Source organism: Syntrophorhabdaceae bacterium, assembly GCA_028698615.1.
Taxonomy (GTDB): domain Bacteria; phylum Desulfobacterota; class Syntrophorhabdia; order Syntrophorhabdales; family Syntrophorhabdaceae; genus Delta-02.
In genome coordinates this window covers 34,299-51,393 of sequence record JAQVWF010000016.1, presented here as the reverse complement: position 1 = coordinate 51,393, position 17,095 = coordinate 34,299, and the positions used below count along the sequence as shown (strand labels likewise).

Sequence of the window (17,095 nt, the reverse complement as noted above, 5' to 3'; positions counted from 1 at the left end):
CCGGCAGGCAGGGGACAACGTAACCGCAAAAACGCGCCTTTCGGTGAAACAGGTTTTTATGCAAAGGTCATGAGAGGTATCCCGCATGTTCGCTGTCAATAATTTTGTCACCGCCGGCAAGTTCTTCCTGGTGATTGCCGGTGAACTCGTTCTGATTTTTGTCGCTGTTTCTTTTGTTATCGGGCTCCTGATGGAATATCTTCCTCCATCCCGGGTGAGGGATTTTCTTGCTAACAGATTAACGTGGGTGCAATATCTTCTCGGCTCGGGCCTTGGCGCCATTACACCCTTCTGCTCCTGCTCCACGGTTCCCATTACGGCAGGTTTGCTCAAGGGCGGTGTCCCTTTCGGTCCTACGATGGCCTTCCTTTTTTCTTCGCCGGTTCTTAATCCCGTGATCATCGCCCTGCTTCTTTCGCTCTTTGGCCTCAAGGTCACGGTGGTCTATTCGGTCATCACTTTTCTCGGGTCCATGGCAATGGCGGCAATTCTGTCAAGATTCGGCATGGAAACACAGGTTAAGCCCCTGATGAGCCTTCAGCCGACCCCGTGTTGTGGAGAAAGCACGAAGGCACAGCCGCGTTGTTGTAAATCTGACGCAGTGCAGCCTCTTGTTGCGCTGACCACTATTCAACCCGCGCCTGGGTGTTGCGCGCCGGAAGCAAGGACTGCCCCGCATCAAACCGAACAGGCGTCATGTTGCGGTATAGATCTTGACGATACCGGGGAGGCCGGGCGGGTGTCTTTCAAGGAGAAGATGAAAAGGGCGTCACTATCGGCGGTAGACACCTTCAAGGGTGTGTTCTGGTACCTTCTCCTGGGTGCGGGCATAGGGGCTTTCATCTACGGGTTTTTCCCTCAGGACCTCGTGGTCGGGCTGGCAGGGCCGGGGAACCCGTGGTCCATACCTGTCGCTGCGGTCATCGGTGTGCCCATGTACATCCGGGCCGAAACGGTGATTCCCATAAGCGCCGCCCTGGTAGGCAAGGGAATGGGGGTAGGCACGGTGCTTGCCCTTATTATAGGAGGAGCAGGGGCGAGCATACCGGAGATGATAATTCTCGGTTCCATGTTCAAGAAGAAACTGGTGCTGGCGTTCCTGGTGAACGTTTTCCTGGTCGCCATCGCGGCTGGATATCTGGTGGATTGGCTGGTATACTAGTGCACAGTCTTGGCGGGGAGGCAGAAAGCTTTGCCGCCGGGTGGACAGAAACGATCAAGGAGAGGGTCATATGTCGATCTTTCAAGTGATAGGATGAGTCACCTGAGTGGATCCCAACGCGCCGACAGTTAGCCGGCGTACACTGAGATTTGCCGACGGTACACAGGTTGCGGTTAACAATCTTCATGAGATAATGGTGGAGCTTTACTCTGTCGGTAAAGAGGCAAACAAGGAGACCGTAGAGGAGATCCTTGCCGGATTGGAAGCAGTGGGTAATTACATCCCATCCTCGGAGGACAACAGAAGAGAATATAAAAGTGTTCTCATGGAGGAATATAAGGAATTTGTCGAGATACGCGACAAGGAAAAAGACGGACAAGATACCTTAAATACTCCTGAAGGAGGAACGGGATCGTGACCGGTAAGATCATCATTTATGGCACGGATGGATGACCCTTCTGCAAACAGGCTCGGGCAGCCTATGGCGATAGGGCGATTTTCATCAATGTCGAAGAGGACCCTGAAAAGTTCGACGAAATGCTTACCCATTCAGGAGGAAAGGAACAGGTTCCGGTCATCGTCGATGGAGACAAAGTTGCGGTTGGCTTCGTGGGCGATGTATCCATGCGCGGGGGCACCCCGTTGTTTGGAGGGAACTGAGGGGTGAAGAGGGCCCCTCGGTGAGGGATTGTCTCCTTATCCACCGTACTGCGGTTCAAGATACAAGTCCACGGTGTCTCCATCCCTCAAAACGGTATTGATGCCTTTCTCGCAGAAGTTCAGGGGACATCCGTTTATGTGGACCTCAAAGACAGGTTGCAGTTGTGTCCCTTCACCGTTCAAGTACTCAAGAGAACCAGACGTTGTTGAACGGTCTGAAATTGCCTGGACCAGGTCTTTGAGCGTAATTTCGGCAATGTCGAAATCCATGCTGTCAATATTACTTGACCCCAGCAGCAGATAATTTGATTTGAGATTGACTTTCACAGGTACTCCTTTTTGTTGGCAAGAGGATCGCTGAACAGGCTGGATTCATCAGCCAGATTCTTTGTGTTTGATTCTTTCCGGTATTACGATCGGAGTCGGCAGGATCGGACCGGTCGACGCAAAGCATCGACGATTGCAGATATCGAGGAGGTACTCATCATCGTAACAACGTCGTTTCGCCTGATATTTTTCAATCAGGTCCCTGAGGTTTACGGTTCGCTCGAGAAGGTTCCGCGTGTTCAACGGGCCCCCCAGGCATCCCCCTGTACACGCCAGAAGCTCAACAAAGTCCACATCGACAGGTCTTCCCCGCTCCATGTCCTCGAGCAGGCCGATGACGTTATGTGTGCCGCTCACCTTCATTCTCGTCAGTGCATCTGTACCCTGAGGCGCGTTTGCGCAACAACGACCTTTAACGGTGGGTGCTGTCGCTTTCCTTATTTCGGCGTGCTCCCTGTTTGCAGCCTTTCCTGAGAGTTGCTCGACAATAGTTCGGTAGACAAGATTTATTCCGATAACCGCATCCACGGCGGAATCTGTTGTCATGATCGATCCTTTCACCTCGGTGACCTTCGCGGGGCAGGGAGACAGGAAGAAAGCGCCTATCTCTTCATATGAAAGGCCGGTCTTCTTCGCGACCGCTTCTTTCGCCAGCCTCGCCGCGACTTCCATGGGACTCAGAACTTCGCTGGCATGCTTCAGCAGACCAGGAAATCTCATGCAAATGAGTCTCAGGACGGCGGGGCACGAAGACGAGAACAGGGGTTTTGCGCCCTGGTCCTGCAAGATATGTTGTTCGGTAATGAATGTGACCACCTCGGCAGCCGAGGCAACTTCGAAGACCTCGTCGAAGCCCATGCTCGAAAAGACATCCTGAATGTCCTTGAAAGCTATCTGGCGGGCAAAGTTTTCGGTGTCCAGGAGCACCTGCAGAGAGGGCGCCAGAAGGGCAATCCTGTATGTGTAACCCGAGAGTCCTTCCAGCGTATCGGTAACAGCAGCCTTCGCCTGATCCGGGCAGGTTCGGATGCACTCCCCGCAATCTATGCACTTTTCCTCCATGATGACGGCCTTTCCATCGCGTAGACGGATTGCGTTCATGGCGCATATTTCGATGCACTCGCCGCAGCCTTTGCACCTTTGAGGATCAACGCGCACAGAATGAAAGCGTTGTGTCGTTCCTTCGGTCTCCATATGTGTCACATTCCTTTTCAGTGGCGGTGTTCCTCGTCATTCCCATCAGGTACCTGACAGTACAGGCTGCTGTTACAATCCACGCAGCTGCATTCCATCTGGAGGGTGCTGTGGTGCACCCCGGCCTCCTTGAGTATGTTCTCAATGTTCTTCCTCGTCGTCTCCACCTCTCCCAGGGTCTTGTCGTCAACAAGGATGTGGGCTGAAAAGGCAAAGTTGTTGTGCGCCACGGGCCAGAGATGAACATCGTGGATGTCTATGACATCGGGCATTCTTGCTATCTGTCCGGCCAGGGAGTCCACATTGAACCCATGGGGCGTCAGATTGAGGAAGATGGACATCGTGTCCCGCACAAGCCTTACACCGCCCCAGATGATGATCCCCCCTATGAGGATGCTCGCGATGGGGTCCGCATAGGTCCAGCCGGTCAAATAGATAACAATGCCGGAGGCAATGACACCCGCGGAAGAAAGGGTGTCACCCAGGATGTGAAGCCAGATGCTCTTGAGTGTCAGGTCCTTGTGGCCGCGTCCCAGTATGAAGGCCATGGCGATGTTCCCGGCCAGGCCAAGCGCTCCGATGCTGAACATGATGGGAATGTCTACGGCAGGGGGTTCCCGGAACCTTTCGTAGGCCTCATGGAAGATGAAGAGGGCTATAACAAGGAGGCTCAGGCCATTGATGAGTGCGGCGACGAGCCCAACGCGCTGGTAGCCGAAGGTAGAGTGTCTATCTGATGGCTTTCTGCTTATGCGCACGGCCACAAGCCCCAGGGCTATGGCCAGGGCGTCTGTGGCCATGTGACCGGCATCGCTGAGGAGGGCAAGACTGTTGCTCAGAAACCCGCCAATGACCTCGCCGGTCATGATAAGAAGGGTCACGAGAAGGGTGATGGCAAGGCGTTTTTCTCCGCTTGGGTTCATAATGTAGTATAGGACATCTTCCGGTCTTCCGGGAGGTTGTCTTCTATTTCCCCGGCTGTCTTTGCTTCAGCTTGCCGAGAGCATCGGTTATGTTGCCGGCCCCGTTGTATTTCTTCACGCTCCCTTCCATCTCTATCACGCATGATGGAGTGGCATCAATGGTGTCCTCCTTCAGGTGTCGTGACAGCACGTCGAAGGTGGTCCTGGGATCGAAAGGTTTCAGGGCGATCTTTTTCTCGTTCAGAAAAGCCTCAAGTGTTTCCGCACTATCCAGGTTCTTCCTGGTGGCTTCGATTAGGGAGCGTCTCACGTGGAGGGCATGTTCCAGGTCTTTCTTCTCGTTGATGGCGTAAAGAAAGTGTCGTGCGTACAGCGACGAGTACCGGTAGAAAGGGGTGTCGACGAAGGTGAGGGTGACGGTTCCGTTCTTCACCAGCTCACTGATCAGAGGCTCGATGCCCGGTTCCATGTCCCGGCAGGGAGGGCAGAAATAGTCCGTGTACAATCTGACCTTTACCTTCCCGTCACCGAAGGACGTAAGAAACAATTCCGCCGAGTTGCCGACAAACGGGAGAACCAGGATCATGGCGAAAACAACAAAAAGCATTGCACCCATCCCCGTCGATCTTCCTGGGGCACTCCCGTATGCATTCTTTGTCATCTATGATCTCTCCGTGTACTGCCGGCTTACCGGTGCGCCCGAAGATGTGCCTGCAGCTCTCTCCGCGAAAGAGATCTGCAGCGTATACGAGTAGGAAGGCGCAAGAGAACCTTTGAAGAACAGGGCAAAGAGGATGACGGCGAATGCCATGGATATCGCGCTGAGCACCTTTCGGTCGCGCCGGAAGTTCAGGATGAGAAGCGCGAATACGATCGCCGCGAAGGCGAGGCAGTACGGACAGTAAGTGTCGTACCATACCTGAAAGCCGATGAGATAGAGTTCGATCCCCACGCCCGCGCTGATGAGGACGATGAGAAGCATATCTTTCCTGAAAAGGCTCAGAAGGATGATAGAGGCCATATAGGCCATGCCCACATACTGGAGATCGATCCCCAGAAGGGTGCCCCGGAGGTAAGAGCAGGAGCCTGCGCAGATGCTGTAGTATATCTCGAGGCCAATGGCCAGGCAGGCGAGGATGATGTTAATGAGATGTTTTCGATGCAATATCCTGTCCGTTGCCGACAACCGGGTATCCTGCGAACCGTTCAATTGCGCAGCTTTTCCCATGTCTGCCCGACCCTACCTCTGTATTGCCCGACCCTCTGCCGCATTCAGCGAGTAAGTTCTTGGCGCAGAGGGCGGCACGGGGCACGTGGAGCATGCATACAGGGCCAGGGCGGTCAGGATGGTGATGGTGAAAAGAATCAACCGTTTCATATTACCTCGCAATGGTTCAGATAGACTACCTCGAAGATGACATTTTTTCCAGAACAGCTTTCAGGGCGATGGCTGTCTCTTCGGAGAGCCTGCTGAAATCGTGCACCTTCGTTATCCCCAGTTCTGTGACAAGGAAATATTGCGACGCATCGATTCCGTACCTCCCGAGAGCTTTTCTGGCACACCCTGTGGGGCATCCGTCAATGACGACCATCCTCGCGGCCTTCGCGCTTTCAACGAAGCCCGAAAGGTCGGCACCGATCCCGGCAAGACAGTAGGCCTTGCCCGCACCCTTCTTGTCAAGCTCTACCATGATGCTGTTCGAAACCTGGCCCGCATTCGATCCGCCCGAACAGGCGACGATCAGCGTGGGAGCCCCGGCGCCGCAGCACGTATCCGATGTGCGTGATCCCGTTTCGCAGTTGCTTTGTTGATCAGACATAACGCAGCTCCTACAAGAATTTCTTGATCTCTTCCACGGAAAGGATCTTTCCAACGCTCTTAACCACGCCATCAACAGCCAGAGCCGGCGTCATCATGACCCCGTAGTTCATGATATCGTTGATGTTCTGGACCTTTTCGATCTCAAACTCGATACCCGAATCTTTGGCCGCCTTCTCAGCATTCTCCGTGAGCTTCGTGCACTTGGCGCAACCTGTCCCGAGAATCTGTATCTTCTTCATCATCTCCTTCACCTCCTTACCGATCGATCTTTCATCATGTGTCGCGTATCACTCATCCTGCTATCCATCCATACAGCATGCCTGCAATTGTGGAAAGCGCTACAACGTAAGAAACGAACACTGCGGTCTTCTTCGTGCCAAGGATACTGCGGATGACGATCATGTTCGGCAGGGAAAGGGCCGGCCCCGCCAGAAGAAGAGAAAGCGCGGGTCCCTTTCCCATGCCGGATCCCAAAAGCCCCTGAACGATGGGTACTTCCGTCAATGTTGCGAAATACATAAAAGCGCCCACTATGGAGGCGAAGAAATTTGCAAGAAAGCCGTTGCCTCCAACCAGTGCTGATATCCACCGTGAAGGGATGATCCCGTTGTCGGTCCCCGGCATGCCGAGGAGGAACCCGGCGACAACAACGCCGCCGAGAAGGAGCGGGGCGATCATGAGGGCATACATCCAGGTGGAATCTATCCAGCTTCTGGTCTCGTCAGAAGAGGTCTTTGTCACCCACACCACCCCGGCGATACCCGCCGAGAACGCCAGGAGCGGCCATTTCGGGAAAAGAAGGGCAAGGACGAGAACCACAACCCCCGTTATTATGGTGGGAATGAGTTTCGCCTCGAACCACCTGATGATGACATAACCGAAGAGAATAGCGAAGAGACCCGTCATGTACCATTTTGCGGCATATATGGCGTGCCATATGCCGCTGCTCTCCAGAGGTTCTCCCCAGTTTGCGAAAACGAGAATGCCGATCATGGAGGCCATGTACGCGACATCCTGCCAGAGCTTTCTTTTCGGCTCTTCCGTCGGCATGCAGACCGCCTGCTTGGCCGCCTCTTCCTTGCGGAAGGTGATCGCCATGAGAATGCCGATCACGTAGGCGAACACAACTGCCCCGACGGCTCGCGCGAGGCCTATCTGCCAACCCAGAACCTTGGCGGAAAGGACGATGGCGAGGACGTTGATGGCGGGCCCGGAATACAGGAAGGAAGTTGCAGGCCCCACACCGGCGCCCATGCGGTAGATGCCTGCGAAAAGGGGCAGGACGGTACAGGAACAGACGGCCAGAACGGTGCCGGAAACGGACGCCACCGAATAGGAAAGACACTTGTTGGCTGCCGGGCCGAGGTACTTCATGACCGAGGCCTGTGAGATAAAGACCGAGATCGCGCCGGCTATGAAAAATGCCGGTACGAGGCAGAGCAACACATGCTTCCGGGCGTAGTCCTGCAACATATAGAAGGACTCCAGAATGGCCTTTTGCACCGATACGTTTTCAAAGGGGATGAAATAGGCCGCGATAAAGGCCCCCAGAAGGATGAGGAATTTATATATGTCTTTCATATGACCAGCCCCTTCCTGTTCCGATGGCTATCGTTTGCAGAGGCATACCTGCTGTCTGCGCACGTTGTTCTCGATGACGGCGGTGACGCACCCGAAAAAATCCGTTACGCAGGGGACCTCGAGCTTGTATATCATGTCCGTTCCGACCTTTTGTGATGTGACGATGCCGGCTTCCTTCAGGACAAGGAGATGTTTTGAAACGGTTGACTTATCAAGGCTGAAGAGATCGAACAGTTCCGAAAAGGATTGTGTTCCCTCCTTGAGGCATTCTATCATCATCAGTCTCACCGGATGCCCCATGGCCTTGATGATGTTGCTTCGTATCTGAGCTTCTTCCATGGTTATCATGGTTTCTCCCTAATGCATTATTGGTAAAGATACCAACAAGCCAATATGTTGTCAAGAGTCTTATCTTGAAAAGTTTTCCGTTGACAGGACGATAGCTTTATAGTTTAGTCTTATATCCGGTTATGCAGATTAATGCTGTGGGGCAGGGGTGAAGCTTGGAAGACATAGCACAGATATACAAGGCTCTTTCGGAACAGATGAGATTGCGAATACTTATGCTTCTCATGCATGGAGAACTATGTGTGTGCGACCTGATGGCGGTTCTTGAAGAACCCCAGTCGAAGGTTTCCCGTCACATTGCTTACCTGAAGAATTCAGGGCTCGTAAAGGGTAAGCGGGTTGGGACATGGATGCACTATTCCCTGAAGGAACCCCTCGAAGGCCTGGCCGCCGCTCACATCGGCTTCCTCAAGAAGGAACTGTCCGATCTCGATTGGGCACGAAACGATGTTGAAAAGATGAAAGAAGTGCAGGCAGAGAAGCTTTGCGAAACGGCCGAAAAGAAGTTGTAAGTTTGCAGTTCGAGGGTGAAAGACGAAAAGTAAAGAGATTGTTGGGTTTTTGAACATCAGGAATTGGAAATTGGAGGAGAATCCATGGTTCAAGAGCATCTCAGTAAAAAGCTTTCTTTTCTCGATCGATATTTGACGTTGTGGATATTCCTTGCCATGTTCATCGGAGTCGGCTGGGGCTATGTCTTTCCGGGAGTTGTCGATTTCTGGAACCAATTCCAGAGCGGGACCACGAATGTTCCCATCGCAATAGGTCTCATACTCATGATGTACCCGCCGCTCGCAAAGGTTAAATATGAGGAATTGGGAGAGGTCTTCAAGAACTATCGGGTGTTGGTCCTGTCTTTGATCCAGAACTGGGTGGTGGGGCCCGTACTGATGTTTATTCTTGCTATCGCATTTCTGAGAGGTTATCCCGAATACATGGTCGGTCTCATCATGATCGGTCTTGCCCGATGCATCGCCATGGTCATTGTCTGGAACGATCTGGCAAAGGGCGATACGGAGTATTGTGCCGGTCTTGTTGCCTTCAATTCGATCTTCCAGGTACTTTTCTTTTCCGTCTACGCCTATATCTTCATAACCGTCCTGCCGCCCATACTCGGGCTCAAGGGCGTCGTCGTGGATATAACCATCGGCCAGATAGCGAAGAGCGTTTTCATTTATCTCGGGATACCATTTATCGCGGGGGTGATCACGCGCTTTATCCTTATCAAGGTGAAAAACAAGATGTGGTACCACGAGAGGTTCATACCGAAGATAAGCCCCATCACGCTTATAGCCCTTCTGTTTACGATCCTGGTCATGTTTTCCCTTAAGGGTGAATACATCGTGAAGATCCCCATGGATGTGGTGCGCATCGCCGTGCCCCTTTTGATCTATTTTGTTTTCATGTTCATCGTTTCCTTTTACATGAGCGCAAAGGCGAAAGCTCACTACGGTCAGGCGGCGACCCTTTCATTTACCGCGGCGTCGAACAACTTTGAGCTTGCCATAGCGGTTGCGGTGGCGGTATTCGGTATCAACTCGGGGCAGGCGTTTGCAGCCGTCATAGGCCCCCTTGTCGAGGTGCCCGTTCTCATCAATCTTGTCCACCTGTCACTCTGGATCAAGAAGAAGTATTTTCCCTATGCCGTTGAAACACCTTCGGGTGTTTGTTACATGTCGTGCAAAAATTGAAGGGAAACCATCCATACGGTCTCGCGGGGAGTCTGACCCGCCGCGTGCTGATGGAAAACTGCCCCATGTATCCATCGGGGCAATAAGGAAAGGAGAAGTCTCATGCCAATGGGAGGAGTCTATGCAGGGCGTACTCTGCTGTGCGTAAACCTGGACCATGTTGCCCAATTGCGCGAGATGCGCGGAGGAGATGAGTTTGATCCGGCTGTTTATGCAGCGATATGCGACAAGAGGGGCTGTAACGGCGTTTCCGCCCACTTGCGCAGGGACAGGCACTACATACAGGACAGGGACGTTTTTGCGATAAAGGATACGATTGAGGGCAAATTCGATCTTGAGATCGGCCTCTTTGACGACATGATCGATTTTGCAAGGAAAGTGAAACCCGACCTGGTCACGATCGTACCGGAACTGAAGCAAGAAATGACCGCAGGGGGCGGGCTTGACATAGGGGCAAATATCCTCAAGATCGGGGATACCGTCAAGTTGTTCCATGACGAGGGTATGCGGATATCTTTCTTTATCGAGCCGGACATTGAAATGGTCGAGTATTCAAAAGAATGCGCTGCGGACCTTGTGGAGATCTGCACGGCGAAGTATTGCAATGCCGGAGAGAATGCCGGGATCGACAAGCAGATAAGGAGGATATGCAAGGCCGCCGAGCATGCGGCAAAGATCAGGTTGAAGGTCACGGCCGGGTGGGGGCTCAATTACACGAATGTCGAGCCCCTTCTGGATGCCGCGGGGCTGAAGGAGGTAAATATCGGCCGTTCAATCATATCAAGATCCGCCGCGGTGGGGGTTCCTCTGGCAGTGGAAGAAATGCTGGAAATTCTGGAGTAATCGTGTTTAGTATCGTGGTGTGATCAGTAAGTACGTGAATGTGCCGGCCATTACATATTGATCGGGGTGAGCAAAGCCGCTGGCCCGTCATTCGAGCAAAGGAGGTTTGTGCGTGAAAATGTTTCTTGTAATTGTCATCGTCATACTCGCCTGGGTGACCGTGTATTCGTGTTCTTCGGGCTGCAAATGTGGCGTACCGGTGCCTGATAAAAAGCAAGGAGTCCAGGATGAAAAGTAGGATCGCAATCTTTTGTATGCTTATTTCCATAATGGTGTCATCGGTCATTATGACATCGACCGATGTATTTGCGGGTGAGGTGGCGGCTGGCAAGGAGGCTGCCGCTACTCTAAAGAAACCCGCGGTTCCTCCGGCCGCCGTGCAGTACCCCGCACTCATAGATGTCGGTGCGAAACAATGTATCCCGTGCAAAATGATGGAACCGGTCCTGGAAGAATTGAAAGCCGAATATGCAGGTCTTATCCGGGTGGAGTTCATCGACGTGCAGGTGGATCCCCAAAGGGCGACGAAACTGGGCGTCAGGGGGATACCTACGCAAATCTTTTACGACGCTTCGGGAAAAGAGCGAGCGCGGCACATGGGTTACATCTCGAAGGAGAACATACTGAAGAAATTCAAACAACTGGGTATTGAAGCGCCGAAGAAGAGCCCCGCCAAGAAGACAAAGTGATAGAGAAGGTCTTCATCGGGTTGACGGCGGCCGTTGAGGGAACACCCGCGATCGCCATCGGTGCATCCTTCCTCTGGGGAATTTTGAGCCTTATCCTGAGCCCCTGTCACCTTGCAAGCATTCCCCTTATAATTGGTTTCATTGACGAGCAGGGACGAACTTCATCGAAAAGAGCTTTTTTCACGGCATCGCTGTTCTCTTTGGGGATCATGGGGAGCATCGCCGTGGTGGGGTTTGTCACCGCCGCGGCAGGGCGGATGATGGGGGATGTCGGCCGCTATGGGAACTACTTCGTCGCTTTCATCTTCTTCGTGGTGGGGCTGCACCTTGTCGGGGTCATTCCCATGCCATGGTCCGGCCCGGGAAACATAGGTATGAAGAGAAAAGGCCTTCTTGCGGCCCTCATTCTCGGCGCGGTATTCGGCATTGCCCTCGGCCCGTGCACGTTCGCCTACATGGCGCCCATGCTGAGCATCACCTTTGCGCTTGCCGGAACACGCGTCTGGTACGGGATCCTTCTCCTCGCAGCTTACGCCGTGGGTCATTGCTCGATCATTGTCCTCGCAGGCACCTTCACGGAGACCGTCCAGAGTTATCTGAACTGGAATGAGAGTTCCGTCGGGGCGAGGGTTGTCAAGACCGTCTGCGGGGTCCTGGTGATGATCGGGGGAGTTTACCTGGTGTACAGTGCGTGAAGCCAGAAGGCCTGTTGCTAAACCGGTGATGGTGCACTAAATAGACTTAGGAAGGAGGTGCAGCAATGGAGAAGATCGGTGTTCTCTTTGTGTGTGTGCATAACAGCGCGCGAAGCCAGATGGCTGAAGCCTTTCTCAACACGCTGGCGGGTGATCGGTTTCGGGGCGAAAGTGCGGGTCTGGAACCGGGTGTTTTGAATCCTCTCGCTGTGGAAGCGATGAGGGAGGAGGGAATCGACATATCGGGAAATGCAACGAAGAGTGTTTTCGACGAGTACAGAAAGGGAAGACTATTTTCCTACGTGGTCACGGTCTGCGACGAGGCGAGCGCCGAGGCCTGCCCGATCTTCCCGGGGCTCCGTACCCACACGCTTCACTGGAGCTTCGAGGACCCTGCGGTATTCACGGGCACTCCCGAAGACAGGCTCGAAAGGACCCGCCGCGTTCGCGACGCCATCAGGGGCAGGGTCCAGGAGTTCATAGAGGAAGTGGTACGAGACGATAAGCACGGAGGCGGACAATGAAGAAGATGGTTCTCTTTGCGTTTAATGGTGAAGCAATGTGTTTTATCCACGTATTGCTCAATGCCCTCAGTATGAAGATGGCGGGCCATGATGTAAAGGTGGTTATCGAGGGGGCGGCCACGAAGCTTATCCCGGAGCTTGTGGAAGACGGCAATCCTCTTGCGGTCCTGTACCGCAATGCCAGGGAAAAGGGGCTCATCGAAGGAGCCTGCAAAGCCTGCGCGAACAAGATGGGCACGCTGCAGGCCGCGGAAGAACAGGGACTGCGCCTCCTTGACGACATGTCGGGACACCCCGGCATGGCCCGTTATATCGGCGCGGGATACGAGGTCATAACCTTTTGATCCGGGTCTTCGGAGGCTGTGGGCGGAATTAGCCCGAACAGCAGCCGCCAGGGCTGCCGCATGAGCCGGGTGAGCCGCAGCAACCCCCGAAATTGGGCATTGAAGCAGGGCCTGAAGTGCCGGACGTGTTGTGCGCGGACATGAGCTTCGTCAGCTTCGTGCCGCTGCATGACCGGCAGGCCACTTCCTCATCGGCGGAAAAGACGATAAACTCGCTTATTGTTCCGCAATCTTCACATTTGTATTCGTAGATCGGCATATACTCTCCTTAATGATGGGCGCATCCGCCTGCATGCCCGGCGCAGGTGTGATCGATCGTTAACTCGGGCAGCTTGTTCTCATGAAACAGCTCAAGGTTGTTTTTTATCGTGCTGCCTGTGGCCTTGAAGACCTTGATGCCTTCCGAGTTAAGCTTCATGAGGGCCCCGGCGCCTATCCCTCCCACCACGACGGCGTCCACCTCGGCGCCGCCCATAGCCTTAATGGGACTGCAGGCGCCATGTACGTGGTTCGCATCGCGATTGACGACCGTAGTCAGGTCGTTCTTTTCGGTATTGACGACCACGAAGGCCGGTGCCGAGCCAAAATGACCGTAGACGGTACTTTCGATGCCTTCATCTTTCAAAACCGCAAAACACAGTTTCATATGGTGCCTCCTGCTGTTTCTTCCTGTGATTGTATTCTCAGGGCCTTACCGTGAAGTATGGCGTCGGCGACCTTCCGGTGCGCCGCCTCCACGATCCTGCCGAAGGTTGCCCGTGAGATATTCATCTGTCTCGCCGCTTCTTCCTGGTAGAGCCCTTCGAAATCGGCAAGCCGCAGGGCCTCGAGTTCATCCATTTTGAGGTCGACCTCGTCAAGATCCGCAAGCGGCATCCCGCGGGGTTTGAAGTAATCCGATTCCAGCTTGCAGCAGACACATCTGCATTTTTTCGGGCGAGACATGACCTTATTATAAGCATATGCTCAAAATAAATCAACCCCGCCAATGAAGAAGTTTCGTGGAACTCTGGTTAATCGGTTCTCAATGTGCATTGCGGGGCATCGTCTTCGGTAGAATTGAGGTAATCCACTGCACAGTCTATGTCTTCCCGTCTGCCGATGAAAAGGAGGACGTCGTCCGCCGTGAGCCGCAGTGAAGGAGAAGGCATCCTGTGGACCTCACCGCCGCGTTCAATGCCGATGACCGTCACGCCCGTCCTGGACCGGAGATTCAGGTCCTTCAGGTTCTTCTCGTCGGCTATGGAGTTACGCCTTATCCGATATGTCTGTATCACGATGTTCTTCAGTATATCTTCCCGCTCCACAAGGTACCTTCGGGGCAGCTTGACGGCCCTCAAGGCAAGATAGTTGTCCTGCCGTATCTGGTCGATATGTTTCCGGATATCGTTCACAGGGACGTGCAGCCGATTGAGGACCTTCGAGAATATCTCCACCGAGGTTTCGAATTCCTCGGGAATGACATCATTTGCGCCGAGATGCTTCAACCCTTCAACCTCTGCCACATACTTGGTGCGGGCTATGATATAGAGGTGGGGGTTCGACGAGCGTGCGAGCTGTACGATCCTTCGCGTGGATGCAGCGTCGCTGATGGCAACGACAAGCACGCCGGCAGTCTTTATCCCCACCTTGCGGAGTATCTCGGCGCTCGTGCCGTCGCCATAGAAAATGGGTTCACCCTTTTTCTTTCCCGCCCGGACCGTCTTGCTGTTAAGCTCCAGGGCGACGTACCTGATCTCCATGGAGCGCAGTACCCGCGCAAGATTTCCTCCGTTCAGGCCGAACCCGACTATCACCACGTGGTCCTTTATGCTGTCGGGATAACGCTCGTCACCGGCTTTCCCTTTCACTCTCCCTTTCTCCAGGAAACGAAGAGGGCTGCTTTTCGCTATCCATTCCGCAATGGAAAAGGAACCCCTTATCAGAAACGGTGTCATGATCATGGTGATAATTGAAGCTGACAGAAATGCCTGATACAGGTCATCGGCCATGAGCCCCTGCTTTCTTCCCTCCAGGGCCAGAATGAAAGAGAATTCACCGATCTGGAAAAGATGGAAACCTGTCACCAGAGAATTTTTGAAGGTGTTCCCGAGGGTCATGGCTGTGATGGTGATGACGGCGAGCTTGAGAACCACTATTATGAGGACCATTACCGATACGCCGCCTATGTTGTGCACAAGTACATTGAGGTCGAGGAGCATACCCACGGAGATGAAAAAGAGCCCCATGAAGCTCTCTTTGAAAGGAAGAACGTCGGAAACCGCCTGGGCCGCGTACTCCGATTCAGAGATGATCATGCCTGCGAGAAAAGCGCCAAGCGCAAGGGACAGCCCCATCGACGATGTGAGCAATGCCGTGCCCAGGCACAAGGTGATAATGGATATCACGAAGAGCTCGCGGCTCTTCATCCCCACAATTTGCTTGAACATGAATGGTACGATCCATCGCGAGGCAAAGAGGATGAGGGCAATGACGAGAACGGCTTTTACTATGACGAGGACTATGCTCCCGCTGCCCGCGCCGCCGGCGAGGACGGGAATTAGAAGCATAAAAGGCACGACACAGAGGTCCTGGAATATCAGGATCCCCACCGAAAACCGCCCATGGATGCTGTTCATCTGGGCGTGGTCGAGGAGGATCTTGAAGACGATCGCCGTACTGCTCAATGCAACGAGAAAACCATTGAACAACGCCCCCTTAAGCGGTTGTGCATAGAAGAAATAACTCACACCGGCGATAAGGACAATTGTGAGTGACACCTGCATGGCGCCGCCGCCGAGAACGATCGATTTCAATCGGAAGAGGTTCTTAAGGGAAAACTCCAATCCGATGGTGAACATGAGAAGGACGATCCCGATCTCGGCCAATAGCTCTATCTGGTGAGGGTCGCCGATGAGATCGAAGGCCGACGGTCCGATGAGAATGCCGGCCACGAGAAATCCCACGACGGAAGAGATCCTGAATTTTCCGAGGATGAAGACGATCAAGGCACTGATGCCAAGGACAATTACCATCGCCTGAAGGTATTGGACGATCATGTGATCCCCTTCCCCGCCTGTCTGAAATATAATTATCGGGCCATGCCGCCCGAGCGTTAACGGCCTTTATATAATACGCATATTCGGCTGGAAAACCAAGAATTCTCTTGGGCGGGGATCAGGGGCGGCTTGCGTTTGCCCGCAACCGCCGCGCCTTGATTTTCCTACCCATCAATGTTAGAAACGGATAGGAGGAAAACCATGGTTGAAAAATGGATGGAAGAGGTAAAGAGATCGGCGAATCCGGGCGAACTGGGGATGATGCTTGTCCACAACGGTGTTGTCCGGGCGAGCTCGAAGGACGGGAAGGCCGTGAAAGGCATGCATCTCTCCTATGACCGGGGGCTCCTCGCCGCTGCCGTCGACGAGGCGAGAGGGCACGAAGGGATAGCGGATGTGCGGGTCTGGATAAACGAGGGCGACCTGAAGGTCGGCGACGATATCATGTATGTTCTCGTGGCGGGCCGCTTCAGGACGGATGTGCTGCCTGTTCTCCAGGAACTCCTTTCGAAGGTCAAGGGAGAGGTTGTTCGTGAAGACGAGGTATCGTCTTGAAGAAGCCCCCGGAGAGCACCTGCGCCGTCTGCGATGTTCCCCTTCGGGAGCGGATCTGTACCAGCCCTGACGGAAAGGGCTCAAAGGGATGTCCCACGGTCCTTAAGAAGGACCTTGTCGAGAAGGCCCGTCGGGAATACAAGAGGAAGGCGGTGCATGAATTTGCCCGCCAGGCATCTATTCAGGAGGGGGAGTGCTACATTGACCGGGACAAAAAGCCCTACCGGATGCACCCCGTCAAGCCGAGGATCCTGGAGATTTGCGAATTCGCAGTGAAAATGAAGTACAGGAAGCTGGGCCTCGTTTTTTGCGGGGGCCTTGCAAGGGAGGCGGCGGCGGTCTCGGGACTATTGACCCGAAAAGGGTTCGACGTGGTTTCGGTCATGTGCAAGGCGGGCAGGGTGCCAAAGGAGGAGATCGGTCTCGAGGACAGGGACAAGATGTACCGTGGAGAGTTCGAGGCCATGTGCAATCCCATACTGCAGGCTTTCGTGGTCAACGACGCGAAATGCGAGTTCAACGTTCTCCTGGGACTTTGCGTCGGCCACGATTCCCTTTTCCTGAAATACGCCAGTGCGCCGTCGACGGTGCTTGCCGTGAAGGACCGCGTCATGGGGCACAACCCGCTCGCGGCGGTCTACATGTTGGAAGGGTATTGCTCCTGGCTGGAAGAATAGAGAAAGTGTCAGGTTTCACGTT

Annotated in this window: 24 protein-coding genes; 11 read left to right on the top strand and 13 right to left on the bottom strand. The window is 53.8% G+C overall.

Annotation, left to right across the window (positions count from 1 at the left end; all coding sequences use genetic code 11):
- Positions 1-85 precede the first annotated feature (85 nt).
- Together PHC90_07840 and PHC90_07835 are read left to right on the top strand one after the other, a co-directional pair.
- Positions 86-1,162, top strand: a complete 1,077-nt coding sequence (locus PHC90_07840; protein MDD3846256.1) for a permease — start codon at positions 86-88, stop codon at positions 1,160-1,162.
- A gap of 106 nt (positions 1,163-1,268) precedes the next feature.
- Complete coding sequence (locus tag PHC90_07835) at positions 1,269-1,580, top strand: hypothetical protein (protein ID MDD3846255.1); 312 nt, start codon at positions 1,269-1,271, stop codon at positions 1,578-1,580.
- A gap of 278 nt (positions 1,581-1,858) precedes the next feature.
- On the opposite strand, the gene PHC90_07830 is transcribed toward PHC90_07835, so the two are convergent.
- The 9 genes from PHC90_07830 to PHC90_07790 all read right to left on the bottom strand — a co-directional run bounded on the left by PHC90_07830 (position 1,859) and on the right by PHC90_07790 (position 8,017).
- The gene (locus PHC90_07830; protein MDD3846254.1) at positions 1,859-2,149 is read right to left on the bottom strand and encodes a hypothetical protein; all 291 of its coding nucleotides are present in this window, start codon (positions 2,147-2,149) and stop codon (positions 1,859-1,861) included.
- Positions 2,150-2,197: 48 nt separating this feature from the next.
- Positions 2,198-3,343, bottom strand: coding sequence for a [Fe-Fe] hydrogenase large subunit C-terminal domain-containing protein (locus tag PHC90_07825; protein ID MDD3846253.1), 1,146 nt, complete (start codon positions 3,341-3,343; stop codon positions 2,198-2,200).
- A gap of 17 nt (positions 3,344-3,360) precedes the next feature.
- The gene (locus tag PHC90_07820) at positions 3,361-4,266 is read right to left on the bottom strand and encodes a cation diffusion facilitator family transporter (protein MDD3846252.1); all 906 of its coding nucleotides are present in this window, start codon (positions 4,264-4,266) and stop codon (positions 3,361-3,363) included.
- 43 nt (positions 4,267-4,309) lie between these two features.
- A complete protein-coding gene (locus PHC90_07815) occupies positions 4,310-4,927 on the bottom strand; it encodes a thioredoxin domain-containing protein (protein ID MDD3846251.1) in 618 nt (205 codons plus the stop codon).
- Positions 4,928-5,494, bottom strand: a complete 567-nt coding sequence (locus PHC90_07810; GenBank protein ID MDD3846250.1) for a hypothetical protein — start codon at positions 5,492-5,494, stop codon at positions 4,928-4,930.
- A gap of 175 nt (positions 5,495-5,669) precedes the next feature.
- Positions 5,670-6,086: a putative zinc-binding protein gene (locus tag PHC90_07805; protein ID MDD3846249.1), complete on the bottom strand. Its 417-nt coding sequence runs from the start codon at positions 6,084-6,086 to the stop codon at positions 5,670-5,672.
- Positions 6,087-6,096: 10 nt separating this feature from the next.
- Complete coding sequence (locus PHC90_07800; protein MDD3846248.1) at positions 6,097-6,330, bottom strand: thioredoxin family protein; 234 nt, start codon at positions 6,328-6,330, stop codon at positions 6,097-6,099.
- Positions 6,331-6,379: 49 nt separating this feature from the next.
- Positions 6,380-7,669: a permease gene (locus PHC90_07795; GenBank protein ID MDD3846247.1), complete on the bottom strand. Its 1,290-nt coding sequence runs from the start codon at positions 7,667-7,669 to the stop codon at positions 6,380-6,382.
- Positions 7,670-7,696: 27 nt separating this feature from the next.
- Positions 7,697-8,017 carry a metalloregulator ArsR/SmtB family transcription factor gene (locus PHC90_07790; GenBank protein ID MDD3846246.1) on the bottom strand — a complete coding sequence of 107 codons (321 nt, stop codon included), beginning with the start codon at positions 8,015-8,017 and terminating at the stop codon, positions 7,697-7,699.
- A gap of 155 nt (positions 8,018-8,172) precedes the next feature.
- On the opposite strand from PHC90_07790, the gene PHC90_07785 reads away from it, so the two are divergent.
- The 7 genes from PHC90_07785 to PHC90_07755 all read left to right on the top strand — a co-directional run bounded on the left by PHC90_07785 (position 8,173) and on the right by PHC90_07755 (position 12,803).
- Positions 8,173-8,529 carry a metalloregulator ArsR/SmtB family transcription factor gene (locus PHC90_07785; GenBank protein MDD3846245.1) on the top strand — a complete coding sequence of 119 codons (357 nt, stop codon included), beginning with the start codon at positions 8,173-8,175 and terminating at the stop codon, positions 8,527-8,529.
- A gap of 84 nt (positions 8,530-8,613) precedes the next feature.
- Positions 8,614-9,708 carry an ACR3 family arsenite efflux transporter gene (arsB, locus tag PHC90_07780; protein MDD3846244.1) on the top strand — a complete coding sequence of 365 codons (1,095 nt, stop codon included), beginning with the start codon at positions 8,614-8,616 and terminating at the stop codon, positions 9,706-9,708.
- A gap of 102 nt (positions 9,709-9,810) precedes the next feature.
- Positions 9,811-10,551 carry a pyridoxine 5'-phosphate synthase gene (locus PHC90_07775; GenBank protein MDD3846243.1) on the top strand — a complete coding sequence of 247 codons (741 nt, stop codon included), beginning with the start codon at positions 9,811-9,813 and terminating at the stop codon, positions 10,549-10,551.
- Between the two features lie 227 nt (positions 10,552-10,778).
- The gene (locus PHC90_07770; protein ID MDD3846242.1) at positions 10,779-11,240 is read left to right on the top strand and encodes a thioredoxin family protein; all 462 of its coding nucleotides are present in this window, start codon (positions 10,779-10,781) and stop codon (positions 11,238-11,240) included.
- Complete coding sequence (locus tag PHC90_07765) at positions 11,237-11,935, top strand: cytochrome c biogenesis protein CcdA (protein MDD3846241.1); 699 nt, start codon at positions 11,237-11,239, stop codon at positions 11,933-11,935. The genes PHC90_07770 and PHC90_07765 overlap by 4 nt, the downstream gene beginning before the upstream one ends.
- A 65-nt stretch (positions 11,936-12,000) precedes the next feature.
- The gene (locus PHC90_07760; GenBank protein ID MDD3846240.1) at positions 12,001-12,459 is read left to right on the top strand and encodes an arsenate reductase ArsC; all 459 of its coding nucleotides are present in this window, start codon (positions 12,001-12,003) and stop codon (positions 12,457-12,459) included.
- Positions 12,456-12,803, top strand: a complete 348-nt coding sequence (locus tag PHC90_07755) for a DsrE family protein (protein MDD3846239.1) — start codon at positions 12,456-12,458, stop codon at positions 12,801-12,803. Before PHC90_07760 ends, PHC90_07755 begins: the two co-directional genes overlap by 4 nt.
- A gap of 28 nt (positions 12,804-12,831) precedes the next feature.
- On the opposite strand, the gene PHC90_07750 is transcribed toward PHC90_07755, so the two are convergent.
- The 4 genes from PHC90_07750 to PHC90_07735 all read right to left on the bottom strand — a co-directional run bounded on the left by PHC90_07750 (position 12,832) and on the right by PHC90_07735 (position 15,841).
- Positions 12,832-13,062, bottom strand: coding sequence for a zinc ribbon domain-containing protein (locus tag PHC90_07750; GenBank protein MDD3846238.1), 231 nt, complete (start codon positions 13,060-13,062; stop codon positions 12,832-12,834).
- A gap of 9 nt (positions 13,063-13,071) precedes the next feature.
- The gene (locus PHC90_07745; GenBank protein ID MDD3846237.1) at positions 13,072-13,449 is read right to left on the bottom strand and encodes a NifB/NifX family molybdenum-iron cluster-binding protein; all 378 of its coding nucleotides are present in this window, start codon (positions 13,447-13,449) and stop codon (positions 13,072-13,074) included.
- The gene (locus tag PHC90_07740) at positions 13,446-13,748 is read right to left on the bottom strand and encodes a DUF134 domain-containing protein (GenBank protein ID MDD3846236.1); all 303 of its coding nucleotides are present in this window, start codon (positions 13,746-13,748) and stop codon (positions 13,446-13,448) included. Before PHC90_07740 ends, PHC90_07745 begins: the two co-directional genes overlap by 4 nt.
- 68 nt (positions 13,749-13,816) lie before the next feature.
- A complete protein-coding gene (locus PHC90_07735) occupies positions 13,817-15,841 on the bottom strand; it encodes a cation:proton antiporter (GenBank protein ID MDD3846235.1) in 2,025 nt (674 codons plus the stop codon).
- Between the two features lie 201 nt (positions 15,842-16,042).
- Here PHC90_07735 and PHC90_07730 point away from each other — a divergent pair, with 201 nt between their 5' ends.
- Positions 16,043-16,396, top strand: a complete 354-nt coding sequence (locus PHC90_07730) for a molybdenum cofactor biosynthesis protein MoaE (protein MDD3846234.1) — start codon at positions 16,043-16,045, stop codon at positions 16,394-16,396.
- Positions 16,393-17,073 carry a DUF1847 domain-containing protein gene (locus tag PHC90_07725; GenBank protein MDD3846233.1) on the top strand — a complete coding sequence of 227 codons (681 nt, stop codon included), beginning with the start codon at positions 16,393-16,395 and terminating at the stop codon, positions 17,071-17,073. Before PHC90_07730 ends, PHC90_07725 begins: the two co-directional genes overlap by 4 nt.
- Positions 17,074-17,095 lie beyond the last annotated feature (22 nt).